22 protein-coding genes and 2 pseudogenes are annotated in these 23,670 nt (G+C 42.3%); 6 read left to right on the forward strand and 18 right to left on the reverse strand.

Annotated features, from left to right (window positions below):
- Nucleotides 1-31: 31 nt before the first annotated feature.
- The 3 genes and pseudogenes from GTQ43_RS34875 to GTQ43_RS34885 all read right to left on the reverse strand — a co-directional run bounded on the left by GTQ43_RS34875 (nucleotide 32) and on the right by GTQ43_RS34885 (nucleotide 3,718).
- The gene (locus GTQ43_RS34875; RefSeq protein ID WP_265277291.1) at nucleotides 32-529 is read right to left on the reverse strand and encodes a hypothetical protein; all 498 of its coding nucleotides are present in this window, start codon (nucleotides 527-529) and stop codon (nucleotides 32-34) included.
- 95 nt (nucleotides 530-624) lie between these two features.
- Nucleotides 625-1,647: pseudogene (locus GTQ43_RS34880) on the reverse strand (transposase); the annotation flags it as partial.
- 499 nt (nucleotides 1,648-2,146) lie between these two features.
- Nucleotides 2,147-3,718 carry a DNA translocase FtsK gene (locus GTQ43_RS34885; protein ID WP_265277292.1) on the reverse strand — a complete coding sequence of 524 codons (1,572 nt, stop codon included), beginning with the start codon at nucleotides 3,716-3,718 and terminating at the stop codon, nucleotides 2,147-2,149.
- Between the two features lie 345 nt (nucleotides 3,719-4,063).
- Between GTQ43_RS34885 and GTQ43_RS34890 the strand changes: the two genes are divergently transcribed.
- Entirely contained in the window at nucleotides 4,064-5,371 is a 1,308-nt protein-coding gene (locus tag GTQ43_RS34890; RefSeq protein WP_265270371.1) for an NF041680 family putative transposase, read from the forward strand.
- Nucleotides 5,372-5,445: 74 nt separating this feature from the next.
- On the opposite strand, the gene GTQ43_RS34895 is transcribed toward GTQ43_RS34890, so the two are convergent.
- From GTQ43_RS34895 to GTQ43_RS34945, 11 genes are read right to left on the reverse strand one after another with little or no spacing between them, the layout of a single operon-like run.
- A complete protein-coding gene (locus GTQ43_RS34895; protein WP_265277293.1) occupies nucleotides 5,446-5,574 on the reverse strand; it encodes a hypothetical protein in 129 nt (42 codons plus the stop codon).
- Between the two features lie 6 nt (nucleotides 5,575-5,580).
- Nucleotides 5,581-6,408: a lysozyme gene (locus tag GTQ43_RS34900; protein WP_265277294.1), complete on the reverse strand. Its 828-nt coding sequence runs from the start codon at nucleotides 6,406-6,408 to the stop codon at nucleotides 5,581-5,583.
- Between the two features lie 26 nt (nucleotides 6,409-6,434).
- Nucleotides 6,435-7,085, reverse strand: coding sequence for a M23 family metallopeptidase (locus tag GTQ43_RS34905; protein ID WP_265277295.1), 651 nt, complete (start codon nucleotides 7,083-7,085; stop codon nucleotides 6,435-6,437).
- A 4-nt stretch (nucleotides 7,086-7,089) separates the two neighbouring features.
- Nucleotides 7,090-7,431 carry a hypothetical protein gene (locus GTQ43_RS34910; protein WP_265277296.1) on the reverse strand — a complete coding sequence of 114 codons (342 nt, stop codon included), beginning with the start codon at nucleotides 7,429-7,431 and terminating at the stop codon, nucleotides 7,090-7,092.
- A complete protein-coding gene (locus tag GTQ43_RS34915; protein WP_265277297.1) occupies nucleotides 7,431-7,922 on the reverse strand; it encodes a hypothetical protein in 492 nt (163 codons plus the stop codon). Before GTQ43_RS34915 ends, GTQ43_RS34910 begins: the two co-directional genes overlap by 1 nt.
- A gap of 22 nt (nucleotides 7,923-7,944) precedes the next feature.
- The gene (locus GTQ43_RS34920; RefSeq protein WP_265277298.1) at nucleotides 7,945-8,514 is read right to left on the reverse strand and encodes a hypothetical protein; all 570 of its coding nucleotides are present in this window, start codon (nucleotides 8,512-8,514) and stop codon (nucleotides 7,945-7,947) included.
- Between the two features lie 4 nt (nucleotides 8,515-8,518).
- The gene (locus GTQ43_RS34925; protein ID WP_265277299.1) at nucleotides 8,519-9,361 is read right to left on the reverse strand and encodes a phage terminase large subunit family protein; all 843 of its coding nucleotides are present in this window, start codon (nucleotides 9,359-9,361) and stop codon (nucleotides 8,519-8,521) included.
- A 10-nt stretch (nucleotides 9,362-9,371) separates the two neighbouring features.
- A complete protein-coding gene (locus GTQ43_RS34930; protein WP_011316696.1) occupies nucleotides 9,372-9,590 on the reverse strand; it encodes a hypothetical protein in 219 nt (72 codons plus the stop codon).
- 59 nt (nucleotides 9,591-9,649) lie between these two features.
- Nucleotides 9,650-9,910 (reverse strand): hypothetical protein, encoded by a 261-nt coding sequence (locus GTQ43_RS34935; protein WP_039744742.1) that lies wholly within the window; start codon nucleotides 9,908-9,910, stop codon nucleotides 9,650-9,652.
- Between the two features lie 8 nt (nucleotides 9,911-9,918).
- Complete coding sequence (locus tag GTQ43_RS34940) at nucleotides 9,919-10,470, reverse strand: hypothetical protein (RefSeq protein WP_265277430.1); 552 nt, start codon at nucleotides 10,468-10,470, stop codon at nucleotides 9,919-9,921.
- 22 nt (nucleotides 10,471-10,492) lie between these two features.
- Nucleotides 10,493-10,891: a hypothetical protein gene (locus GTQ43_RS34945; protein ID WP_029631351.1), complete on the reverse strand. Its 399-nt coding sequence runs from the start codon at nucleotides 10,889-10,891 to the stop codon at nucleotides 10,493-10,495.
- Between the two features lie 434 nt (nucleotides 10,892-11,325).
- Here GTQ43_RS34945 and GTQ43_RS34950 point away from each other — a divergent pair.
- A pseudogene (locus tag GTQ43_RS34950) lies at nucleotides 11,326-11,436 on the forward strand (ISKra4 family transposase); the annotation flags it as partial.
- Between the two features lie 39 nt (nucleotides 11,437-11,475).
- On the opposite strand, the gene GTQ43_RS34955 reads toward GTQ43_RS34950, so the two are convergent.
- The 4 genes from GTQ43_RS34955 to GTQ43_RS34970 form a co-directional block, all read right to left on the reverse strand.
- Entirely contained in the window at nucleotides 11,476-12,063 is a 588-nt protein-coding gene (locus tag GTQ43_RS34955) for a hypothetical protein (protein WP_265277302.1), read from the reverse strand.
- Nucleotides 12,064-12,079: 16 nt separating this feature from the next.
- On the reverse strand, nucleotides 12,080-12,466 hold the full coding sequence (locus tag GTQ43_RS34960) for a four helix bundle protein (protein ID WP_265277303.1): 387 nt from the start codon (nucleotides 12,464-12,466) through the stop codon (nucleotides 12,080-12,082).
- Between the two features lie 50 nt (nucleotides 12,467-12,516).
- On the reverse strand, nucleotides 12,517-13,761 hold the full coding sequence (locus GTQ43_RS34965) for an AAA family ATPase (protein ID WP_265277304.1): 1,245 nt from the start codon (nucleotides 13,759-13,761) through the stop codon (nucleotides 12,517-12,519).
- Nucleotides 13,762-13,865: 104 nt separating this feature from the next.
- On the reverse strand, nucleotides 13,866-14,786 hold the full coding sequence (locus tag GTQ43_RS34970; RefSeq protein WP_265277305.1) for an AraC family transcriptional regulator: 921 nt from the start codon (nucleotides 14,784-14,786) through the stop codon (nucleotides 13,866-13,868).
- A gap of 176 nt (nucleotides 14,787-14,962) precedes the next feature.
- On the opposite strand from GTQ43_RS34970, the gene GTQ43_RS34975 reads away from it, so the two are divergent.
- From GTQ43_RS34975 to GTQ43_RS34990, 4 genes are all read left to right on the forward strand, one after another.
- The gene (locus tag GTQ43_RS34975) at nucleotides 14,963-15,157 is read left to right on the forward strand and encodes an SDR family NAD(P)-dependent oxidoreductase (protein WP_029631356.1); all 195 of its coding nucleotides are present in this window, start codon (nucleotides 14,963-14,965) and stop codon (nucleotides 15,155-15,157) included.
- A 74-nt stretch (nucleotides 15,158-15,231) separates the two neighbouring features.
- The gene (locus GTQ43_RS34980; protein ID WP_265277306.1) at nucleotides 15,232-15,966 is read left to right on the forward strand and encodes an SDR family oxidoreductase; all 735 of its coding nucleotides are present in this window, start codon (nucleotides 15,232-15,234) and stop codon (nucleotides 15,964-15,966) included.
- 317 nt (nucleotides 15,967-16,283) lie between these two features.
- Complete coding sequence (locus GTQ43_RS34985; RefSeq protein WP_265277307.1) at nucleotides 16,284-16,865, forward strand: aldo/keto reductase; 582 nt, start codon at nucleotides 16,284-16,286, stop codon at nucleotides 16,863-16,865.
- 410 nt (nucleotides 16,866-17,275) lie between these two features.
- A complete protein-coding gene (locus GTQ43_RS34990; RefSeq protein WP_265277308.1) occupies nucleotides 17,276-23,656 on the forward strand; it encodes an AAA family ATPase in 6,381 nt (2,126 codons plus the stop codon).
- The last annotated feature ends 14 nt before the right edge of the window (nucleotides 23,657-23,670 follow it).

Raw genomic sequence — 23,670 nt, forward strand, 5'->3', positions numbered from 1 at the left:
GGAGATTTGGAGAAATTTGGGTTTGAGTCGGTCAAATAAAGCTTTCAGCCAGGAGTTTAAGTTCTGCAATGAATTGATTGAGCGCTTTTTGGGCTGTTTTATATCCTGAAGCTTGTCGCCCCAGCTTTAGTTCAAATAAAATGCGATCGCGTATCGCTTCAAAATCTACAACGTCATGCACAAAATTAATGGCTGACCGTTCCTTAAGCTCTAAATTTTCTTTTTGAAGATTCTGTACTTGGTTTCGGAGCCTCGGAATCTCCAGATCGTACCGTGTAATACTCGGTAATGGTTGAGAAAAATTCTGTGTGTTAGAAGTAGAAATATTTGAGTTCTCCCGTGTAATACATGGAGTCAGGTTGCTTCTAACTATTTCCTCTAGATAGTCAGCCCTGGTTAATCCCAAGCATTCAGAGGCGATACCTAACGCCTTCCAGGTATCATCTGTTAGTCGTAAAGAACGCACCTCGCGGTAGTCCGAGCTTTTAATCGCAAACTTCCCCTGAATATCCCTTTTCATCTTTTTCATAGGATCTGCCTACCATGTATTACACGGTAATTTTAAAAATCTTTTCAGGAGTTGTCAACTGTGTATTACATGGTATAGTTGCTTTGGCTTATTCTTTAATCACCTTGGGGTTGCAATTGTTTGAAACGAGATGAGCGAGTTTTAGCAAGAGGTATGCCCGCCAGCCAAGCATCCAACCGTACTAAATTAAGGGCACAAGCAATGAAAACCTGCATCAAATGAGTTTTCTTTAAGCCAATGTAGCGAGATTGACGTAGTGCAGAACGTCGTATACCTTGCGAGTGTGTTGATTCAATACCTGCACGTTGGTTGTAAGTAGCTTTCCATTCAGGTGTTTGTTGAGTTTGTCGTCGATTTTGGAGTGCTATATGTTGCACTTGTGGAAGAAAAGTCAACTCCCGTGGTTCGGTTTTTGACTTAGTGCAAGATGAACGAACTGGACAAGTTCTGCATGTTACACCACTAAACCTCACACGAATAACAGGCTTTCCACTAACGTCTTGTCCTAGTAACCATTTAGTACTTTGGTGTCCTTGGGGACAGGTAACTTTCTCGTTATCCCAGTCTATTTGAAAGTTAGAGCTATCAAATCCTTGTTGAGCTTTTGTTTGCCAACTAGGATCTGACCGCACCGGACCAATAATTTCAATATTATACTGAGTCTTACTATTTACTAAATTTTCCGCTGTGGGATATCCAGCATCCAGTAGATGCTCGTCTGGTAGTAAATCTTTTTCTTCAAGTCTTGAGTGGATTGGTTCTACTGCTTGCTCGTCGGTAATGGTGGATAGGGTTGTGTGGACGTTGGTGATGAAACGGGGGCTATCTGAGTCGCAAATCTCGGTCATGTGTACTTTATAACCAACCCAATCGATGCTGCGTTTGCTACTGTAATGGGCTTCGACATCATGGGGTGAATGAATTGCAATTGTAGATGGTGGCATATCTTTAACAGTACGCCATTTTACCCGGACATCTGGCTCTGGGGCATAAAATTGCTGTACCCATATTTGACGCAGGGTTTCTACTCCTGGTATTTGTCTTAACCACTGTGGCGCAGTTGGATCATAGATTGCGTCTAACAGCGCCAAACCGTCTGCGCCAATTGTGCTACCTAGATGTAGCGACCTGCAATACTAATCGCTCAAACCTGCAATCAAGACATTTACAAACCAGGATTATCTGCAACTATAATTGTGCTTCAGCCAGGATTAAATGCAACTGAGCCAGGATTATTTGCAACCAACCTGCAATCATCGGTTTGAGCCAGGATTATTTGCAACTATAAAAGTAAAAAAAACGAACGGTTTCTTAACTGCGTTACCAGTAAGGCTTAGAGTTACTTTTACCGTTGGTTTTTAAGTAAAAAAACTCGGTAAATAATTCAAAGTTAACCTATCAAATTCTGAAATGAGTTTCTTGACCAACTCCTGTCAAGGAGAGAAAACTCAGCCCTAGTAAGGTGTTGAGCTTATTTGCAATTAATCCTGGTCGAAACGGATGATTGCAGGCTGGTTGCATTTAATCCTGGCTCAGTTGCAAATAATCCTGGCTCAACTGAAATTATAGTTGCAAATAATCCTGGCTGAAAACAACGATGATTGCAGGTCGGGGGATTTATAATTGCAGGTCGCTACATTTATCGTCCCCAAGGATAATACAACTGTCTTCAGGGCGAGTCGTAACAAAGGCTGTCTTGGCTGGAAAGTTTGAGCGAATTAACGGGTCTATCACGTTCTTATCAGGTCGCTGGGTGTACAACAGTACGTGAATCCCTGCACCACCAGCTTTTGCAAGCAACTTCATCAGCGCAGTCTCAATGCGATCGCAGTACTTATCATCAGAAAGTAGATCAAAACACTCGTCAATCAGACAAATCACTCGTGGCATGATGCAATCAGGTGCTAACCGTGAATTGTACTGTGCGATCGTTTCAATACTACTGTGGCGCTCAAATTCCTGGTAACGCAATTCCATTTCTTCAACCAAGTAATCAAGCAAGTTGGCGGTAGACTCTGCATCACGCGCAACTGGGGCAACAAGATGGGGTAGCCCGTCAAATTTACCAAAGGTCACACGCTTGACATCCGAAAGTGCCAACCGAACAACCGAAAGGGGATATCGTCGCACCAAATACAAGATTGCTGCCTTCTCAAACTGCGACTTTCCACCCCGCGTCCGCCCACCACCCAAGATATGGGTTACATTGTCGCTATAAAGCTGAATTTCAACATAAGTGCCATCTACATCAACACCACCGGGGATCGATACCGAATGAATATCAGGTTCGCCGTCAAAAGTAAAATAATCGCGGAAATAAGCAAATTGTCTGTCTAACCGGGGTATGTCAAATACAACTCCCCCAGGCACAACACTTACCATTGGTGCAACTTTCAAGTTTAACTCTTCACCAAGCTGCTGCACTAAGTCATTGCCAATATCTTCTACTTTTTTATAACTTACACCTCGTCCTAATTTTACCTTAATGCGGTTGAATGTTGGCCCCGTTTTAGCTTCAACATATTTGGCATTAATACTAAATTCTTCTAAGGTATTAACTAATAGTTTTCCTGCCTGTCCCATAGTTAAATTTTGTGAAGTAGCAATCTCATTTGCACCACTATTTATATCTAAATATTTAGGCTCTTTTAAAAGAATTGAACCATCACCTGTCAGTTTTAAATCTAATGGCTTACCTGTGGCACGCGCAACAAGCACTGCCGTTCGGCAGCAATATTTTTTAATGAAGTTATCTCTAGATTTATTAGCTAAATCAGTAAAATAACTAGTTTCTTTATTGCTCAAAAATAAATTATAAAGATTCTCCTGAACTACTTTATAACCAATCTGCTTGAGATAAATATTTTTGATTGATTGAATGTATTCAAATAAAGATTCAATGGGTGAGCTACTAAGTATGTCAATCATTTTTTGATATATGTTATTTTGCTCCCACTGCGATGGAAACCGATTAACATGAATATACTCAAGTGCATAACGTACAAATTCGTACTGATTTAAAGTACAGTGTTCTGCACATATTGATAATATTTCTTCATCGTTTGTACCTGCAATTACTGATTCGTATATTAACTGAAATAAAAATTCTAAATTAAATTCTATAACCGGACGTGATAATTTTGCTCTAAAGTCAATCTGCTTTAAAACAGTTTCAGCATAAGAAACCATTACATCAGGTAAAGCTTCCCGTATATTATCTACTGGAGTTTAGACTAAAAGCGATATGAGAGAACGCAAATCAAAAGGAATTAGAGGTTAAAAATATTATCTTGTCAGCCTTAAAGCATCCTGACCTTTAACAATTATTGTGTAGTATACCTGCTCAGAAAATAATACAATAATGATAATCATGAAAAGGGTGGGAGAGAAACGAGCGACGCTCGTTTCTCTCCCACCCCCCTTATTCGATTATCATTATCATATAATAAGCAAGAAGAAAAGGGGTGTCTGATTGAATACAGGCCCCCTTTTGGCAGAAGCTGAGAAACGAACTACCATTACTCAGATGCCAAGATGAAACGTGCCAGATTAGAAGAATTCCGTCAAGCAGTCTACAAATATTTAGGCAGAGCACACGATGCAACTTTTGAGTTGACAGATGCCATATTGCTAACTAGAAATGTTTATTGCCTAGCAGAATTGTCCCTATCGCCAGTATTTAGAAGGAAGTGGCCAAGTATCTATGAGGCACTACAAGATAGTAGGCCACAGCGACAGAAATTGATGCAGCTATATATCAAACAAATCCCCGCAGAGGGACGACCATTGTTAGCAGGAGATCACACAAACTGGTCACGCCCAGATGCCGTCAGGTTGCAAGAGCGAACTTATGAGCATAGTGGCACATCCATAGCAGGAAATAAACCGATTACCATTGGTCAAGGATATAGCACAATTGCCTGGATACCTGAAAATGAGGGAAGTTGGGCATTACCATTAAGACATGAACGGATCACAAGTGCCGAAAGTCCTATTGGGAAAGCAATTTGGCAACTCAAACAGGTGTGTAAATATTTGCCTACCAGACCGATTTCAGTTTGGGATAGTGAATATGGTTGTGCGCCTTTTATCTTAAAAACTGCGAATATTCCAGCAGATATTCTCGTTCGGTTGCGTTCAAATCTGTGTTTATGGGGTGAACCAAAAGCTTATTCGGGAAAGGGGCGACCTAAAAAGCATGGTGATAAATTTAAACTGAATGAGCCCACAACATGGAATGAAGCAACATCTGTATTAGAAATAAATGACCCAAAATTAGGACGTGTGCGTGTGAGCTTGTGGAAAGATTTACACTTCCGTCAGGCTGCTACACGTCCAATGTTAATCATCAGAGTTGAACGTCTGGACGCGCAAGGTAACATGAGAGTGTCCAAACCTTTGTGGTTGGCTTGGGTAGGAGAAGAAATGCCACCCTTAGAAGAAGTTTGGTGTCTTTACTTGCGTCGCTTTACCATTGACCACTGGTATCGCTTTTTGAAGCAGCGTCTACATTGGACTGTACCAAACTTTGGTACTCCTAAGCAAAGTGAACGGTGGAGTGACCTCATGCCTCTGATGACTTGGGAATTGTGGTTAGCCCGCGATATCGTTACTGACAATCCTTTACCTTGGCAGAAGTCTCTAGATAAATTGACCCCTGGAAGAGTTGCTCAAGCTATAGGTGGAGTTTTTGCGGCCATTGGTACTCCCACCTCTGCACCCAAACCTCGCGGAAAGTCTCCCGGTTGGCAACAAGGAAAGAAGCGTCACCGTAAAAACCGATGTCCCATTGTTAAAAAAACAGTAGCACGACCACCTAAAGAACCATCTGTTGCTGTTTAATACCCAAGATTCTTCATACTTTTGCTAAGTCTCTGATTAACTCAGCCCTGCTGGGTCATTTTCCATTGCTTAGTCTAAACTCCAGTATCTATAATCTCTTCATTGCCCAAACCATCTTGTTTTGCCTGCACAATTGCAGTCAAAATCTGTTGTTTTTGAACTTCAATATTACCATTAGTGTTATTGTATGGTAATAACATCACTGATTTTTACCTCCTAGAAATTTCAAATTTTTGTAATTGCTGCTGATAGTAAATTCTCAACTGCGCTAAAGATTTTGGGTTTTGATTGTACGAGTTGCAAATAAGACTGGCCCATACCCTACCTACTTTACATACAGCAGTATCAAACTTTCCTGCTTCAACATCACTTAAGGCATTATTACGACGAATATATTCAATTGCCATCTTGTCCTGAGAAGCTGGGCTAAAATCCTTTAAGTTTAACTTTGGCTGAAGGTCATACCAACTTTTATCCAACATTTGATAAGCACCAGCCGCAGTTGAACAAATATTTTTGCCATTAATAGGAGCGCACTGTTTCTTTAACGGGTGTGTAGAAAAATTATTAAAAGTTCCGTTAAATACTAACTTGCGATAACTTTCTGTCTCACTAGTTCCTGTTTCTGCCCAACGAATTGTCGCTAAAAAAGCACTCAACCGTGGTGAATCAGGATGTGGTGAGTAAGAACTTGTACTAACTCTTCCTGTTAAACTATTTGACGACCCTGAAGAAACACCAGTACTTTGAGAAATTGAGAAATAAATACCCAAAGTAATTAAGGAAGTAGTTGACAGATGAATGGGTTTAAAACGGGATATAAATTGATGGCGAGGACTCAAAATAAACCCAACCAAACCACCAACAATAAACCCAAATTTCCAACTATCAAGTGCCTTACCAAAACTACGTACCTGACAAACAGTATCCGCACCCTTTGATACCAATCCACATGGCAGTGAAGCTACTCCGTAAGAAAATGCAACAGAGCAGGCTGCACCAACTACACCTGATATAAAAATCGGTACAATTTGCATTTCTTTTGCCAATAGCTAAATAATCTTTAACGGGTTGCTAAATATTCGTGTAAATAAGGACGGGGGTTCTGTGTTACACCATTAACGCGAACTTCAAAATGCAAATGCGGCCCCGTCGAAAAGCCCGTACTACCTACTGCCGCAATCATCTGTCCACGCACAACTTGTTGTCCCTGCTGTACATACAGCTGACTGGCATGACCGTACAGAGTAGATAAACTTCCCTGATGCTGAATAACAACTGCTTTGCCATAACCACCCTTGTCGCCTGCAAAAACCACTCGACCAGCATCAACTGCATAAATTGGTGTCCCCTTTACTGCACCAAAATCAATCCCCGCGTGAAACTTGCGATCGCCTGTAATGGGGTGTGTTCGCCAACCAAACTCTGAGGTAACAGAAGTACCAGCAGCAGTTGGAAAGGCAATTCGACCGTTATTTAAAACCTGATTACTACGAATAGTTTTTGGTAATATTAGACCTTGGAGAGATTTAACTAACAGTTGAGATTCAATCCATCCAGAAACCTGGGGAATGACCATAGCTGCAATTAAAACTGAGGTTGCGATCGCATATCTCCAATTTCCACTCGAGCTGGTATCGGCTGTCTCATTCAAACTAGTTACAGTCGAATTACTAACCTCTTTGCCACCGTCAGTTTCAAAGATTATTCGCATTGCCTCAACGCCTTCTTGTATTGGCAGGTTGCTCCTGCCAACAACCAATCTTTGCAGTACTCAATAATTCCTCAAAGTCATTCCTAGCCACACGGCAATCAGGAGAATTTAGGCCATCCCCATATGTTGCAGGTTCCTTTACTTGAGGAGAATACCGTGTAGGAACAGGAGTAGAAGACATATTCACGCCAGGTGCAGCAGTGGGTACAACAGCCGACGATGAAAACTGAAGCTTTTGTACCAACGCCACAGCATTACGCCAGTTATAAAACTGCAAATATCCCGGTTGCAAGATATCTGCAATCCATACCAGCAATACGAACCAAAAAATTGCTTTTACCCACATTATTCCAATTGCTTAACCACAGGCAGGGCAAAAGAGGGAACTTCCTTGGGTACAACTTCAATCTTCTTCCCAGACGCATACCCCGGCCCGGTATAACTGCCATTTAGGAAAAAATTCAACAGCATTATTAACAACCACACTCCCACACCAGCTACACCCACAGGAGATTTAATTACATCTGATAAAAAATATACTGGATACCAGCCAAATCTCCAGGGGTTTTGCGGATGCAGCCGATGTGCTTTCCAAATCTCGATGTAAGGAATTTCTATTTGAGGAACTCTCGACTTATAAGCAGTAGGTGCATTAATATATCTAACTTCTACTGGCTGAGTATCATAAGTAGTCATAGGAGAAACGTTAGGTTGCTGATTTACTATTCCTCCTTGTTGCTGTACCTGCTGCAACATGTTTTGCAAGCGGTTTGCAGGCACAATTGCTCCACCTTCAGAATAATCAACATCAAAGTTGCGGCGCTGATTTCTGCTCATAATATGACCTCAAATTAAGTAACTAGCTGGCAGGTTTATCATTTACCTGGGAGTTAGTATCTTCCCAGAAATCTTCATCCTGAAGTTGGGCGTAAAACTCCTCTGGAGATAATATTCCAGATTGATTTTGCACTCCATCTTCAACAAATTGACTACTATGCACTCGCCCTAACCCAGAAACACTAGAACGAGGAGAAAATTGGACTACATTCTTAGCAGAGAACTCGCTATTTAATCTCATCCTAGAAGAAGGTGATACCGGGGGGATTAAAGAAGGCTGAATATCAGTATCAGAAACACCAACATGAAGTTGTCGATTGCCAGGATTAGGCAAGTTATCAGACACTTCATCTGTTTCTTCAACTGCATTGTTATAGTCAGAAATTCCCCAGCCCAAAAAACAAGCAAATCCAGCCAGAAATATAACTGCACTCATCCAATGCACTCCTGAATTGGGAGATGGCATCATCTCAACTGTCGTGCGAGTTGAACCTTCAAGGGTAGTACGAATAGGGGTACGTTTGACTGCCGCTACAACATTGAGCGAACATAAAGCTATGCAAATTATCGCAGCAGCAAACTTGACATACATGACATCACCCCCTCGATTTATTAACAGGCTGTTTATTAGGAACTGGCTGAGGTAATTGCTTCTTCATTTGTTGGATATACATCCGCCTTTGCTCCTCCCGTTGGTGTATTCTCTCGCGGATGTCTGCCACCTGTGCCATCTGCTCTACTGGGTCTAAATACCCCCGCGCCCGTAACAGCTGCGCCTGTGCAAGAGAGTATGGTTCTTGAGCATTCTTAATCTGAATTAGCATTTGATTCAGATCAACCGATGGTTGAGATTCCAAGTTTTGAGCGTAATCAATTGCCTCTAATTTACCCAAAATCAAAACAGCAGCCGCCCCAGTTGGTATCTTCTCCTCAACTTTCGTACCATCGGTTTTGCGGTACCCCCAGTAAAAAGTATTATTTCCAGAAGCCGCTTCTAGTAAAACATCCAGCGAGTTGAATTTAACTATCTCCAGTGCCGGCATATAGTGAAGGCGGTAAAACCCAGATTTATCATTAGCCTGCATCCTGGATATTTCACTCCGTAATTGCTGTCCCCACAATGCCGCCGCCAACTGTCGCCAGCCTGTAAGAGTAGGCGCACCCTCGACTGAGGAGTAACTGGACAAATGGTCTATATTGTAGTCAGTACGGGAAAGCTTTTCTAAGTACACTTCCCGAATTTGGGAAACTTGCGCTTTTACCTGCTGTACCTCCGATATTTGATTACCTGGAACCTGTTGCTTCCATCCAACCATCAATGCAACCGCCCCTATAACAGACAGCGCACTAACAGTTGAACAAACCGTCCACAGGGTAACATTTACCTTTTTCTTTCTGCGACTTGGCTGTTTATTTCGCACAGGTGTAGGAGTAAACATAATTTACCCCTCATGTATTATCAACAACCAACTGCAACTGAGGGCGCTTGTTTAACTCGCGCGCGATCGCAATTCCCGCACCACCCACAACTATCCCGGTTAGTAGCAACAGAGGATGCAAGGCAAGGGTCGCCCCCACTCCCAATAATTGTCCCACCATCCCAGAAACACCCAGGTTCATCAATAAACCGCCTGCTGTGTTAACCAAAAAGTCAAATGCTGCACTCATACCTGCTCCCTGGCAATATGCGACTAAATTGAGTAATGTCCTTAATTTTGAAAAGTTGATTAGGTTTTTTGTTCGTCCCTGGTAAACCAAATTATTACTAGTGCCAGAATCAAACCAACTAATTCACCTATACCCACACCAATCAAAATTGGCTGAATACTCGGAATTTCTTGTCTCTCTTGAGTTGGGGGGACTGCTACCCACGTCCCAATCACAGTCCCAGCTACTACCGAAAGTAAATTTATACCAACTGCCTGGGTAGATGTCTTTCTCAAGTTGAGTAAACTCTCATCCCGTATTTGATAGCAGATGGGTAGCATTTGAGCTACTATTTCTTCGGAGATTGCCCGGTTTTCGGCTGCGAGGACTTCAACTGTCTCGGCTGCGGTGTCGATGTACCGACTAACAGTGGATGAGTCTCTTCCCCCCAGTTCACTTTGCCGAAAAAATCGTTATCGATGCGCGAGTTAATTCGCTCTTGCGCTTCATCGTAACCAGCAGGAACGGAAGTATTACCTTCACCAAGTAAACTGCTGCCATGAAAAACAAATTCTTCTAGAGCAAGTGTCGAAGATTCAAGCACCACCTTATGGCGTAATTCCCCTAACTGAATACCCCTATCTGCATCTCGGTAAAGTATTCCTACAAAGCTGTCGGGTGAAGCTTGTTCTGGGTCTATGCCAAATCGCTGTTTGATGTACTCGCGCTTGTCGAACTTATGTTCGCCTACTTCTGATTTGCGATCGCGCATTGCAATCAAGTGCTGGGCAGCTTCTTCAAGGGACATACCTTCACCAGAGGCTATCTCTTTGAGTTGAACTAGCTGCTGCTCAACAGTTTCATCAAGCGTATCATTTGGCTGCAAAGCTAAATCTAACAACCGACAGCAGGTACGTACTACATCAGGCGACACCTGCAAAGTCTCTGCCACTTTGTTGATATGCTTCATTTCGCTCAATTCTCCTAATTACTGCTTGCACAATTGGGTTATTTTTTTCTTCATCAGATATATGCTTAGTCAAAAAGTCATAAAGGCTTACGTCATTGACTTTTTGCAAATAAGCATCTAAGCCACCAGCAGGAATCACCTGCTGTAAATATTCCTCACAAGTCAACCGCCGAATCTTGATAGCAACGTAGAAAACATCCGCAATCTCGACTGTTGTTGCATCAAAATATCCTCCCCGCTTTCGGGGTTTGACTATACCGGCATAGGGATACCACCTCTGTAAAGCAGCAATAGAAATCCCATATCTTTCGGCAAGTGTTTTCTGGGTGTAGATAACGTTCTCACATATCATCAAACTCTATTCCAACTGAAAGACTTCATCAATTGAAAGCGAATTAAACTAGCACCTTGCAAAACTGTTTGTAGATTAAAAAATAATTTACAAATCATGTCAGTTTAGTACAGGTATAGCTCAACTCAAATAAAACTCAATTTCAGTTCATGTCCTAATAAACTGCACAATAGCCAAGTTACATACTGCCTATTGATAATGCAAGCACGTTTGTATATATGAGTAAAAAAATAGAAAAATAACTCTTTTGGTAAGAAACTGCTCTAACAGAAATATATAACGTGATGTGCTACTTAATAGTCTGTGACAAGTTCATTGAACTTTTACCCATTTATCTTGCCGTATCGTGTTATGAAAAGGGAGCATCCACTTTTGGAAGATATACAAAATCTGGGAGAATATAAGAACAGATAAAATAGTGTGCATACCTAACTATGAGCCAGGATAAACAGGAACGGATCAAAGCCTGCTTAAAAGAATTGGCAACACTGTTGTATGAAGAAGTAAACAAAAGTAAGCTGACAGACCTTGAAGGCATAGAAAAAATGAAAATACTTGACTTCACAATCTGATGACTGCAAAGCTTATTCTTCTTGAGAAATAGCCTGCTGCTGTTTCTTTACCGCGCGCGCTATCAGAGGAGCTTTTTTTTCTAATCCTTGTAGAGTCAAATCCCCATCCAAATAAAGTTGATACCATTGTTGACGCTGGCGCAAGACTCTTTCATCATCCCGTAACCGCAACCGTTCCAAAGTAAATTCTGCCTTTTGACGTTGTTGTGGAGGAACTTTATCTGTTAATACTAATTGTAGGGAAGGAAGTAAAATTTCAAACCAATCTTCTCCCAAATCCAAAGGGTCAAGTACTTGGTCGTCAAGTGTACCTTTACTACTGTTTATCCAGGCAGAAGCAAAGCGTAAATTGCTCCATTCATAAGCTAAATTGCGATAATTTTCACGGCTGCGATAATGATCTACTGTACCAACTGGTTCATACATAACGCTATAGCCACACAGATTACTAAATCCATCAGCTAAATAACTTTTGAAAGGCGACCAATAATCTCTGGTTCCTTTTTTGGGACCTGAGTTTTTTGCCAACCAAGCATTTCCCGGTTGTCGCACTTTTTTATCAAAATCAGGTGGTTCTGGAGGAGGATTAAATGGCATCATTGTAAGAATTCAGGAGTCAGGAGTCAGAATTCAGAATGGAATTAGCATAACCTGTTAGTAATTTACTAACCTCCTCAAGTTGAAGCATTAATCCTGATGTGTCACCGTAGTCAAGGTCTTTTGAAAGAATTAGATAGTAGCGGCATTCCTCTACAGAGCCTTGTGCAATGTTCATAAACCGTACTTTGTCTGTTGCTCCCTTTTTCTTGAATCCTTCCCTACGGGACGCTCCGCGAACACATATATTTGCTGGAATAGAAATTGCTGCTCGTCTAAACTGAGAGGTAAGCCCATAGATTTCCGTTTTAGGAAATTGACCTGTAAATTGATATACACATAAAACAAACTTATGTGCTTTCTGCCAAACTATCAAGTCTTGGAATGTCTTAGCTGGTTGTCTCATTTATTCTGGCTCCTGAATTCTGACTCCTGAATCCTTACTTATCATCTGTGTTATACCCCTGATAATCCAGAATTTCTTTTCTCCGTTGTAACTATCCAACGGGGCCAAAATGGGTCATGTCCTGGTAAAACTCTTTGAAGTTCCTGATGAATTTGTGATGGTATTCTCAGATTTTCTGGAAACGTATTCATATCATCATCACGCATCCAAGCCTCTGCTGCTTCAATTGCGATTTCTGCTTCTTTGGAGCGGGCTTGTTTGAGTCCAAAAATGTCTGAGGTTAACCATCCAACTATGTCCCCTTGTTTTGACCAAGGTACTTCGTCAAGGCTAACCTCTGTATCTTGTAATTTAAATAAAAATAGTTTATCTTCTTGCTCATGAAAATTTGGCTCTAAAGAAGCAAGAATAAGTGGAGAATGAGTAGTTACTAAAGCCTGTATCTTCATCCTGGGTTGTAATTCTGTCACCACAGATAAAATAGCTGGTAAAATCACCCTCTGCCAACGAGGATGCAAATGAGATTCAATTTCATCAATTAGTAAAACTATCTGATTTACTGGCTTTTGTTGTCGCAGTTCGGAAGCTTTTTTGTGTTCGTACCAAGTCCACACTAGTAAATAAGCTAGTCCCAAAATACGCTTCATTCCGGCTGATGTTTGAGTAACAGGAACATTCCCATAAGGTAGGTTAACTGTAGGAATATCGCGCACGTCTTCAATAGAAACTCGCGTTGTTTCTCCCACTTCTATCCATTCGGAAGGGTGAGGTGCAAGTTTTTTAATGACATTAGAAAAGAGTTCAAATGGATATTTATTGGGTTGATTCTGCCATGTAACCCAATCTTGAATTAGACCATTACAAATAACTTTATCTTTTGACTTTAATCCATTCCAAAGTGTATTTGGATTAAAGTCAAAAGGAATATCGCGTTGGCGAGCTGGGTCAAAAATGGAAAAACTACCATCAACCCGTACATAAATAACTACCTCTTTTAATAAAGGAGGCATTTGTAAATTACGCCATTGCTGTTCAGAAAAATCAAAGTGGCTCTGATATTCTCTTATATTTTTTTTATTGCTAACTACGGCTGTAATTTGCGGATTTTCACCTCTGACTCGCTGTGGGTACGCTGGTTGCTCCGCCCAATTTGTAGTCATCACCCACCATGCAATATCAAGTAAAAAACTTTTACCTAAACCATTATCACCTGTAAATATATTGAGCCTATCGCCAAATGCGACATCAAAGTGGGCAGCAGGACCAACTTGTTGGAGGTGAAGTTCTTTTAACATTTGGCTCTCATACACAAATTTATATTGATCAACTTACTTCTTATAAATTAAAAGCTATATCTCTGGATGTTTGCAGTTTGCTGTAGCGAATTCACAGTCTTTGCTCAAGCTATTCGTAATCGTTCAATGTCCTTCATAGGAGGCGCACCAAACATCCGAGAATATTCGCGACTAAACTGTGAAGGACTTTCGTACCCCACCTGATAGGCAGTATGGGTCGCATCGGCATTCTCGGCAAGCATCAGGTGACGCGCTTTCAATAGTCTTAATTGCTTTTGATATTGCAGCGGACTCATGGAGGTGACTTCTTTGAAATGGCGATGGAACGAGGAAGGAGACATATTAGCTTGAAGAGCTAGATCCTCAACCCGCAGTGGCTTTGTAAAATCAGCCTTGATAAGTTTTATCACTTCAGCAATGCGCTGCATATTGCTGCCCGATGTGGCAATTTGGCGAACTGCTTCACCTTGTTCACCAATTAGCAAACGGTAGTAGATTTCGCGGACGATCATTGGTGCTAGGAATGGAATATCCTGCGGTGTGTCCAAAAGCCGTGTCAGCCTGATAGCACAATCAATCAACGATGGATCGGCATCGCTGATGAACCAGCCTCTAACCGAGTTTTCTTTCTTACCCATGCTTGGGTTAGTTTGAGCAATAATGTCACAGAGTTGAACGGGGTCTAAATCTAGCTTAAATCCTAGATACGGCTTCGCAGGTGTCGCCTCGATCGCCCATCCACAGAGCGGCAAATCAACCGAAACCACTAGATATTGAGCTACGCCATACTGATAGGTTTCCTCATTCAGCAACACTTCTTTTTTGCCTTGAACGACAATGCCGAGAATCGGTTCGGCGACTCCCTGCATTGTGGCTAAAGTATCAGATTGCCGCATGAATTCTAACTGACTAATTGCCGTTGGATGAGCACCGTTTCCCCTACTGTCAGTGTGCCGGGCGACTAATGCTGCCAGTTCGTCACACTTGCTGATTGCCGCTTCATAGTTCAGTGTTTCAATCACCACGCGCTCATTCCTGACTGATACCATCCTCATACGCTCATTATAGAGAATATTTCTCCCTTGCCAACGCCTGACTTGAGAGGATTAGGCAATCATCTGCAAGGTTTGTGTATTTAGGGAAAAGCTTTTCAACCTTATGATGAACCCATGCTGAAAGACAAGGCTGAAAGGATGAGGCAATGAAGAGAAACAAGGCAAAAATTGCTTTAGTCACAGGAGCGAGCCAAGGACTGGCGAAAAATACCTCTTTGGCGCTGGCGAAAAAAGGGGTTGGTGTAATCGTGACGGATCGCAGCAGTGAGGCAAAAGTGAACAGTGTTGTTTCTGCGATCGCCTACTGTGGCCATTCACCCATCGCGGAAACCGATGAGTAAATACCCAAAGAATTGAAGTCTCTAGAGGCATATTTTTCTAAGTCAAATCAACCTCAACAGCAAGGACAGTCATCATGTTAAATGTAGAAAACAAAGTTATTGCGATCACTGGAGCCAGTAGTGGCATTGGTGAAGCCACAGCGAAGTTACTTGCTCAAAACGGTGCAAAGGTAGTTCTGGGGGCACGGCGTACAGAAAAGCTAGAAGCGATTGTCAAAGAGATCCGCGACCAGGGAAACATTGCAGAATTCAAAGCAGTGGATGTCACCGATCGCGAGGATGTGAAAGCATTCATTCATTTTGCTAAAGAAAAATTTGGTCGCGTCGATGTGATCTTCAACAATGCAGGTGTGATGCCCTTGTCTCCAATGAATGCCCTGAAAGTCGAGGAGTGGGACACCATGATTGATGTAAATATCCGTGGCGTATTGAACGGCATTGCGGCTGGTTTACCGATCATGGAAGCACAAGGCGGCGGACAGTTTATCAATACTGCGTCGATCGCTGCTCACATGGTAGGGCCCACCAGTGCAGTCTATTCCGCGACAAAATATGCTGTTTGGGCGATATCTGATGGACTGCGCCAGGAGTCGAAGAACATTCGCGTGACCATCATATCCCCCGGTGTCGTTGAGACCGAACTTGGCTCTGATATCACGGACGATGCAGTAAAAGGCTTCTTGAAAGAACTCCGCAAAACTGCCCTCACCCCTCAGGCGATCGCCCAATCTGTCTTATTTGCTGTGTCCCAACCGGATGATGTCGATGTCAACGAAATCATTGTCCGCCCGACAGCCAGCGCCTTCTAGGTATTGAAGACATCACTTCTGTGTCCCTTCTTTGCGTCATGAGCTTGATTGACACATACAAGACACTTTTACCATTCTGAGTACTCAGTACTCCTCTTCTTACTCAGCACTCAGCACTCAGCACTCAGCACTTTTAACTCAGTACTCTTCATCGACTTTGTTGTTTCAGCCAGAAAAGAAACCTATGAGCCTTACCGCCTTCCACACTCTCGGACACTCCGGCTTGATCGTCAGCCCGCTCACCCTCGGCACCATGACCTTCGGCACCCCGCGATGGGGTGCGCCCGATGAGGTTTCTGAGTCCATCTTCCATGCTTATGTCGATGCTGGCGGCCTGGTACAGTGCCAAGGCAGCCGCGATCGCCACAGCGCATAACATTCCCGGGCCCATCGCCATGCAACTGGCGTATTCGCTCGTTGAACGCAGCATTGAGCGCGAACATCTGCCCGCCGCCCGTGAATGCGGTCTCGGCATCTGTGCCTGGAGTCCGCTTGCTGCTGGTTTCCTCACTGGCAAGTACCAGCGCGAGGAGGCGGGGGCGAGCGGTCAAGGACGGCTGATTGGCCCCAATCCTTTCGGGAACCAGATGTTCACCGATCGTAACTGGCGCGTCCTTGATACCCTGCGAACGGTGGCAGCCCAAGTCGATCGCCCCTTGGCGCAGGTCGCCCTTGCCTGGGTTTTGGCGCAGTCTGGCATTACCTCGCCGATTCTGGGTGCAAGCTTGCTCGAACAACTGTATGACAATCTGGCATCACTGGACATCCGCCTCACCCCAGAACAGATCCAGACGCTGAACGAGAGCAGTGCCCTTGATCCCGCCTTTCCCTATAGCATCTTCACCAGCGAGGTGAATCGTAGCATTTTCGGCGGCGCGATCGTCCAAGGCTGGAGGTAGCTGCTTCGGTTGTGTTGCAAAGTACTTTAGTAACTTAAGGTAGTCGATCTAACCAAATTCGAGAACAAGTTAGCCAAATTACCAAGCAATTGCTAGGAGGATTGTAATGCCTAACTGGAGCAGGGCGGCCGCATCATGTCAATAAGTAAACTCTATTCTCAATAGAGTTAAAATAATGTCATTAACTTTTGCTTATTGCGAAAAGTTTAGGCGATCGCTTTGGGGCTTAAAAAATAATTAAACGCGAAAGGAAAGATTTTTTCGTTGGTTCTTAACCTTCGTTGTGATCAAGAGTAATTTAGATGCGTTTGCCCTGAGATCCCCGACTTCGTAAAAGTTGTCGGGGATCTTTTTAGGATTGCTATATATCTGGGAATACTAAATCTGTAAACCTTAAGGATAAGCGCAATATGGTTAGCACTATTGTCAGTATTCCCGGATATCAAGTAAGCGAAGAACTCTACAATGGTTTCAGAACCCTGGTTTATCGAGGGTATCGAGAGACTGACTCATTACCTGTAGTGATTAAATTGCTGAAAAATCCTTATCCGAGTTTCAGCGAACTCTTGTCGTTTCGCAACCAGTACACCATTGCTAAAAATCTCAACTCACCGCTAATCGTCCAAACCTATAGCCTGGAACCCTACCAAAATGGCTATGCGCTGGTGATGGAAGACTTTGGAGGGATTTCTCTCAAAAATTATATCACCTCTGACCAGGGGCGATATATCGCGTCTGGTGAAGAGTTTTTACGGATTGCGATCGCACTCTGCAACACCTTAGATATATTGTATCGGGAGCGGATTATTCACAAAGATATCAAACCCGCCAATATTCTAATTAATCCTGAAACCAAAGAAGTTAAATTAATTGACTTTAGTATTGCATCTTTACTACCACGAGAAACGCAAACGTTAGTCAATCCCAATGTGTTAGAAGGTACACTAGCTTATATTTCGCCAGAACAAACAGGAAGAATGAATCGGGGGATTGATTATCGAACTGATTTTTATTCTTTAGGCATAGCTTTTTACGAGTTACTCACGGGAGAGTTACCATTTCAATCAAACGATCCAATGGATTTGGTACATTCTCATATTGCAAAACAACCACCACTTTTAGGGAATAGAGAAGATATTCCCCAAGTAGTTTGTAATATCGTGATGAAATTGATGGCAAAAAATGCCGAAGACAGATATCAGAGTGCATTGGGACTGAAATTTGATTTAGAAAATTGTTTACATCAGCTACAAGTTTCTGGTAAGATAGAGGGCTTTGAGATTGGGAAACGGGATGTGTGCGATCGCTTCATCATCCCCGACAAACTTTATGGACGAGAAACCGAAGTTCAAACATTACTTGATGCATTTGAGCGAGTCAGCCTGGGTGCAACAGAAATGATGCTGGTAGCTGGTTTTTCAGGAATTGGTAAAACTGCGGTTGTCAACGAAGTTCATAAACCAATTGTGCGCCAACGTGGTTATTTTATCAAAGGGAAATATGACCAATTTCAACGGAATATTCCCTTTTCGGCATTTGTGCAAGCATTCCGGGATTTAATGGGACAACTGTTAAGCGAAAGTGATGCCCAAATCCAACAATGGAGTAACCAAATATTATCGGCAGTTGGAGACAATGGACAGGTAATTATTGAAGTTATCCCCGAATTATCAAGAATTATTGGTGAACAACCACCCGCCATAGAATTATCAGGAACGGCGGCACAAAATAGATTTAATTTATTGTTCCAAAAATTTACCCAAGTTTTTACCAGCTTAGAACATCCATTAGTGATGTTCTTGGATGATTTGCAATGGGCAGATTCAGCATCGCTGAAGTTAATGCAGCTATTGATGGCTGATACAAAGTATCTTTTGTTAATTGGTGCGTACCGTGATAACGAAGTCAACCCAGGACATCCATTGATGTTAACTTTGAGTGAAATTCAAAAAGCACAAGCCACAATTAACACGATTACTTTAGCACCACTGAGTCAAGTGCAAGTAAATCAGTTAGTTGCTGACACACTCAAATGTACAGAAAATTTGGCATGGACTCTTTCTCAATTAGTCTCTCAAAAAACTCAAGGGAATCCGTTCTTTGCAACCCAGTTTCTCAAAGCATTGCATCAAGATAATCTCATTAAATTTGATTTTGAATTAGGCTGTTGGCAATGTGATATTGTACAAGTGATAACTCAAGCAGTTACAGATGACGTTGTGGCTTTTATGGCATTTCAATTGCGAAAACTGCCACAATCAACTCAAAATGTCTTGCAATTAGCTGCTTGTATTGGGAATCAGTTTGATTTAGCAACTTTGGCAATTGTTTCGCAAAAATCGACAATTGAGGCGGCTGCTGATTTGTGGAAAGCATTACAAGAAGGATTAATTTTACCGCTCAGTGATGTTTATAAGTTTTATGTTGGGCAAGAAAGTCTTGCACATCCATCGGAAAATATTGAGACTGTTACATACAAATTCTTACACGATCGCGTCCAACAAGCTGCTTATTCTCTGATTCCCGATGACCAAAAACAGACGACTCATTACCAAATCGGGCAACTACTTTTACAACAGATTTCCTCAGAAGCTAGAGTTGACCGGATTTTTGAAATAGTCAATCAATTAAATCACGGAACTGCTTTAATTAGCCAACAAACAGAACGAGATGAACTAGCTGGGCTTAATCTGATTGCCTGTCGCAAAGCCAAAAGTGCCACAGCCTATCAAGCAGGGCGTGAATATGCCAGCACTGGATTATCATTGCTGGGAGAAAATGCTTGGCAGCAACAATATGAAATGACTCGATCATTCCATGACGATGCGGCGGAATTGGCGATGCTGTGCGGTGACTTTGAGGCGATGGAACAGTTCATTGAGACGGTCATTGCCCAGGCACACTCTTTACTGGAACAGGTCAATGTTTACCGTGTTAGAATTCAAGCAAATTCCTCCCAGAATAAATTGACTGAAGCCATTGCGATCGGTCAAGAAATCTTACAACAGCTTGGTGTCACCTTTCCTGAAACACCGACACCATCAGATATTCAACAGGAAATCCAAGAGATTGAGGAACTCATTGGAGATAGGGAAATCGCTGATTTGGTTCACTTGCCTGAAATGACAGATGCAGAAAAACTCGGTACTCTTAAAATTGTCAATATCATTATCCCAGCAGCTTACCTCACTGGCTCTGCGCTGTACCCATTGCTGAATAGTTTGTCCGTTAAACTATCAATTCAGTACGGTAATACATCGACTTCTGCTTTCGGCTATGCAGCCTATGGCAATATTCTCTGCAATTTCTTCCAAGTCGTGGATACAGGATCGCAGTTTGCTTCCCTGGCACTCCAGATTATTTCAAAACTCGATGCCAAAGCAAGTAAAACAGATGTTTTGATGATCTTGGGGTTATTTATTGTACACCGCAAATCTCACATTAAAGAAACACTACCCCTCTTGCAAGAAGGTTACACTACTGCCATAGAATTTGGGAACTTGTTACTTGCTGGGTACAATGGTCACAGTTTTTGTCTCAATTCTTTTTGGTGTGGTCAATCCTTGGCTACCTTAGAGCAGGATATTTGCGCCTATTGCCATAGTTTGATGCAATTAAATCAATTGACAAGCGCAAATTATAGCCGGATTTATTGGCAACCTGTTTTAAATCTGCTAGGTCTTGCAGAACATACCACTTTTTTGTCTGGGAAAGCCCTTGAAGAAACAGAATTTCTCCAGCAGCTACAGTCTGCCAAAGATGGATATGGATTGTATATTTTCCATTTGTATAAACTAATGCTTTGTTTCTTGTTTGGAGAAATTGAGCCAGCGAAAAATCATGCTATTGAAGTCAGGCGCTATTTTATGGCTGGTGCGGGATTAGTCAGCGAACCAGTATTTTATCTTTATGATTCTCTGCTAACTCTGGCACAATTAAATCCACAGTTAGATGAAACATCAGAAGCATTGCAGGGTGTCATAGAAAACCAAACCAAGTTACAGCAATGGGCGTATCATGCACCCATGAATTATCAACATAAGGTTGATTTGGTAGAGGCGGAAAAATGTCGAGTGTTAGGACAAAAAGCCGAAGCAATTGAGTTTTACGACAAGGCGATAACTCTAGCCAAAGCCAACGAATATACCCAAGAAGAAGCACTTGCTAACGAACTGGCAGCAAAATTCTACCTAGATTGGGGCAAAAAGCGCATAGCCGGGGAATACATGATTGCAGCCTACTATGCATATTCTCGTTGGGGTGCAAAAGCCAAAGTAGCTGACCTAGAAGCTCGCTATCCGCAACTACTTAGACCTATATTAGAGCAAACCCGTTCTCCTCTCTCCACTCACGAAACTCTGTTCACATTGGGTAGTGTCACCTCCACCAGTTCGGCCATATCCAGTAGTAATGTTTCTGTGGCTTTAGATTTAGCTACTATTCTCAAAGCTTCTCATACTATTTCCGGTGAAATCGAACTGGAAAATCTACTTTCATCGTTGCTGACCATCGTCATCGAAAATGCGGGGGCTGATAAATGCGTGTTCATGCTCTTGCTAGACTCGCGCCTGTTAATCAAAGGGTCAATTACCACAGGTTCAAAGCCAGTTGTCTTGCAGCGTATTCCCATTGAAGATAGCCAGGACATTCCCCACAGACTGATTTACAAAGTCTTGCATGACAAGCAAACGGCTGTGCTGGTGAATGCAAGTGCTGATCGCACCTTAGCCAATGACCCCTATATCATCCGTCAGCAGCCCAAAAGTATCTTGTGTAGCCCGATTTTGCATCAAGGGAAGTTGATGGGCATTTTATATCTAGAAAATAATTTAGCAACGGGGGCGTTTACTAGCGATCGCGTTGAACTACTCAATTTACTATGCGCTCAAGCAGCAATTTCCCTAGAAAACGCCCAACTTTATGAGCGAGAGCAGATTAAGAATCAAGAGCTAGAGGAATCAATTCAATGCCTCCAAGATACCCAAAGTCAACTACAATCGTCTCAAGAGTTCTTACGATTGGTAATTGATAATATTCCCCAGTTAGTTTTTTGGAAAGATCGCAATTCCAACTTCTTGGGTTGTAATATCAGTGCAGCTCAAGCTACTAATCTGGAGTCGCCAGAACAGATTGTGGGTAAAAAAGATCGTGACTTTTGTACCCCAGCAGAAGCCGATTGGTATAAACTGTACGATCGCCGCGTCATCGAATCAGGAGAGCCCGAACTCCACATTATCGAAACCCGAAAAAAAGCCGATGACACTCAATACTGGCTCGACGCTAATATAATTCCTCTACACGATCTAGACAACAACGTTATGGGTATTTTGGTGACGGCTGAAGACATTAGCGATCGCAAACAGACAGAGTTTCAACTACAGCGAAACGCACAAGCCGACCAACTGCTAGCCAGCATCGCCCAATCAATTAATCAATCAGTGCGACTCGATCAAGTCATGGAAAATTGTCTGGAGCAAGTGCGGCAATTTTTCCAGAGTGATCGCGTCCTCATTTGCCGCTTCGATACCGATTACAATGTGGTCATTGAGCTAGAAGTGCTTTCCCAATCTGAATTGTCTCTTTTAGGACAAACCATTGAAGATCCTTGTTTTGATCAAACATGGGCTGAACAATATCGTCAGGGGTATATTACTGCCTGCAACGATTCCCAAGCCGCAGATATCACTCCCTGCTATGCCGAATTCCTAGCGCAAATCCAGGTGCAGGCAAATCTGGTTGTTGGTATTTTAGGCAATGACCAGATTTGGGGACTGATGATTGTGCATCATTGTCATACAACCCATGTCTGGCAACAGTCAGAAATCGACCTGCTCAAACAATTGGGCTTGCAAATTGGCATTGCCTACCAAAAAGCCAACCTTTATACCCAATTAGAAGCCGAACTCGCTGAACGTCGCCTCGCTGAACTTGCCTTGCAACAAGCGCTAACTGATCTGCAAAATACCCAATTGCAAATGGTGCAAAGTGAGAAAATGTCTGCATTGGGTAATTTAGTCGCAGGGGTAGCTCACGAAATGAATAATCCCCTCGGTTTTATTGCTGCTAGTCTCATACAAGCTAAACCAACGTTTACTGATATTATCGAACACTTAAAACTCTATCAAGAAAGTTTACCTAACAAAAGTGATAAAATTATTGACCACGCTGAAGAAATCGACTTGGATTATAGCTTAGAAGACTTGCCCAAGATGATTGATTCTATGTCTATGGCGTGCGACAGGCTGAAAAATATCAGCACCAGTTTACGTACTTTCTCTCGTGCCGATCAAGACTACAAAGTGCCATTTAACATTCACGAAGGTATTGATAGCACAATTTTAATTTTGAAACATCGTCTCAAGTCCAATGAACAACGTCCTACCATTGAAGTTGTCACTAACTACGGTAATTTGCCTCAAATTCAATGCTTCCCCGGTCAATTAAATCAGGTATTTATGAATCTTTTAGCAAATGCCATTGATGCCTTAGATGAATCTAACACCGGATGCACATTTGAAGAAATCAAAGCCAATCCTAACTGCATTACGATTACAACATCAATCGAAAATAATCTAGTTAAAATTGCCATTGCTGATAATGGTAAGGGAATGAGTGAACAAGTCAAATCAAAAATATTTGGCCATTTATTTACTACGAAAGCTGTCGGTAAAGGGACGGGATTAGGGTTAGCGATCGCTCGTCAAATTGTGGAAGAAACCCACGGTGGAAAATTGAGTTTTAACTCTGTTTTAGGTGAGGGTACAGAATTTATTATTGAAATTCCGGTATAGTTTTTGGTGATTTT

Source organism: Nostoc sp. KVJ3, from assembly GCF_026127265.1.
Taxonomy (GTDB): domain Bacteria; phylum Cyanobacteriota; class Cyanobacteriia; order Cyanobacteriales; family Nostocaceae; genus Nostoc.

Bases quoted from the DNA above. Each gene is read 5' to 3' on its own strand.
- GTQ43_RS34875 (WP_265277291.1), bottom strand. From the start codon at position 529: ATGAAAAAGATGAAAAGGGATATTCAGGGGAAGTTTGCGATTAAAAGC.
- GTQ43_RS34885 (WP_265277292.1), bottom strand. From the start codon at position 3,718: ATGGTTTCTTATGCTGAAACTGTTTTAAAGCAGATTGACTTTAGAGCA.
- GTQ43_RS34890 (WP_265270371.1), top strand. From the start codon at position 4,064: ATGAAACGTGCCAGATTAGAAGAATTCCGTCAAGCAGTCTACAAATAT.
- GTQ43_RS34900 (WP_265277294.1), bottom strand. From the start codon at position 6,408: ATGCAAATTGTACCGATTTTTATATCAGGTGTAGTTGGTGCAGCCTGC.
- GTQ43_RS34905 (WP_265277295.1), bottom strand. From the start codon at position 7,085: ATGCGAATAATCTTTGAAACTGACGGTGGCAAAGAGGTTAGTAATTCG.
- GTQ43_RS34910 (WP_265277296.1), bottom strand. From the start codon at position 7,431: ATGTGGGTAAAAGCAATTTTTTGGTTCGTATTGCTGGTATGGATTGCA.
- GTQ43_RS34915 (WP_265277297.1), bottom strand. From the start codon at position 7,922: ATGAGCAGAAATCAGCGCCGCAACTTTGATGTTGATTATTCTGAAGGT.
- GTQ43_RS34920 (WP_265277298.1), bottom strand. From the start codon at position 8,514: ATGTATGTCAAGTTTGCTGCTGCGATAATTTGCATAGCTTTATGTTCG.
- GTQ43_RS34925 (WP_265277299.1), bottom strand. From the start codon at position 9,361: ATGTTTACTCCTACACCTGTGCGAAATAAACAGCCAAGTCGCAGAAAG.
- GTQ43_RS34930 (WP_011316696.1), bottom strand. From the start codon at position 9,590: ATGAGTGCAGCATTTGACTTTTTGGTTAACACAGCAGGCGGTTTATTG.
- GTQ43_RS34935 (WP_039744742.1), bottom strand. From the start codon at position 9,910: ATGCTACCCATCTGCTATCAAATACGGGATGAGAGTTTACTCAACTTG.
- GTQ43_RS34945 (WP_029631351.1), bottom strand. From the start codon at position 10,891: ATGATATGTGAGAACGTTATCTACACCCAGAAAACACTTGCCGAAAGA.
- GTQ43_RS34955 (WP_265277302.1), bottom strand. From the start codon at position 12,063: ATGATGCCATTTAATCCTCCTCCAGAACCACCTGATTTTGATAAAAAA.
- GTQ43_RS34960 (WP_265277303.1), bottom strand. From the start codon at position 12,466: ATGAGACAACCAGCTAAGACATTCCAAGACTTGATAGTTTGGCAGAAA.
- GTQ43_RS34965 (WP_265277304.1), bottom strand. From the start codon at position 13,761: ATGTTAAAAGAACTTCACCTCCAACAAGTTGGTCCTGCTGCCCACTTT.
- GTQ43_RS34975 (WP_029631356.1), top strand. From the start codon at position 14,963: ATGAAGAGAAACAAGGCAAAAATTGCTTTAGTCACAGGAGCGAGCCAA.
- GTQ43_RS34980 (WP_265277306.1), top strand. From the start codon at position 15,232: ATGTTAAATGTAGAAAACAAAGTTATTGCGATCACTGGAGCCAGTAGT.
- GTQ43_RS34985 (WP_265277307.1), top strand. From the start codon at position 16,284: ATGTCGATGCTGGCGGCCTGGTACAGTGCCAAGGCAGCCGCGATCGCC.
- GTQ43_RS34990 (WP_265277308.1), top strand. From the start codon at position 17,276: ATGGTTAGCACTATTGTCAGTATTCCCGGATATCAAGTAAGCGAAGAA.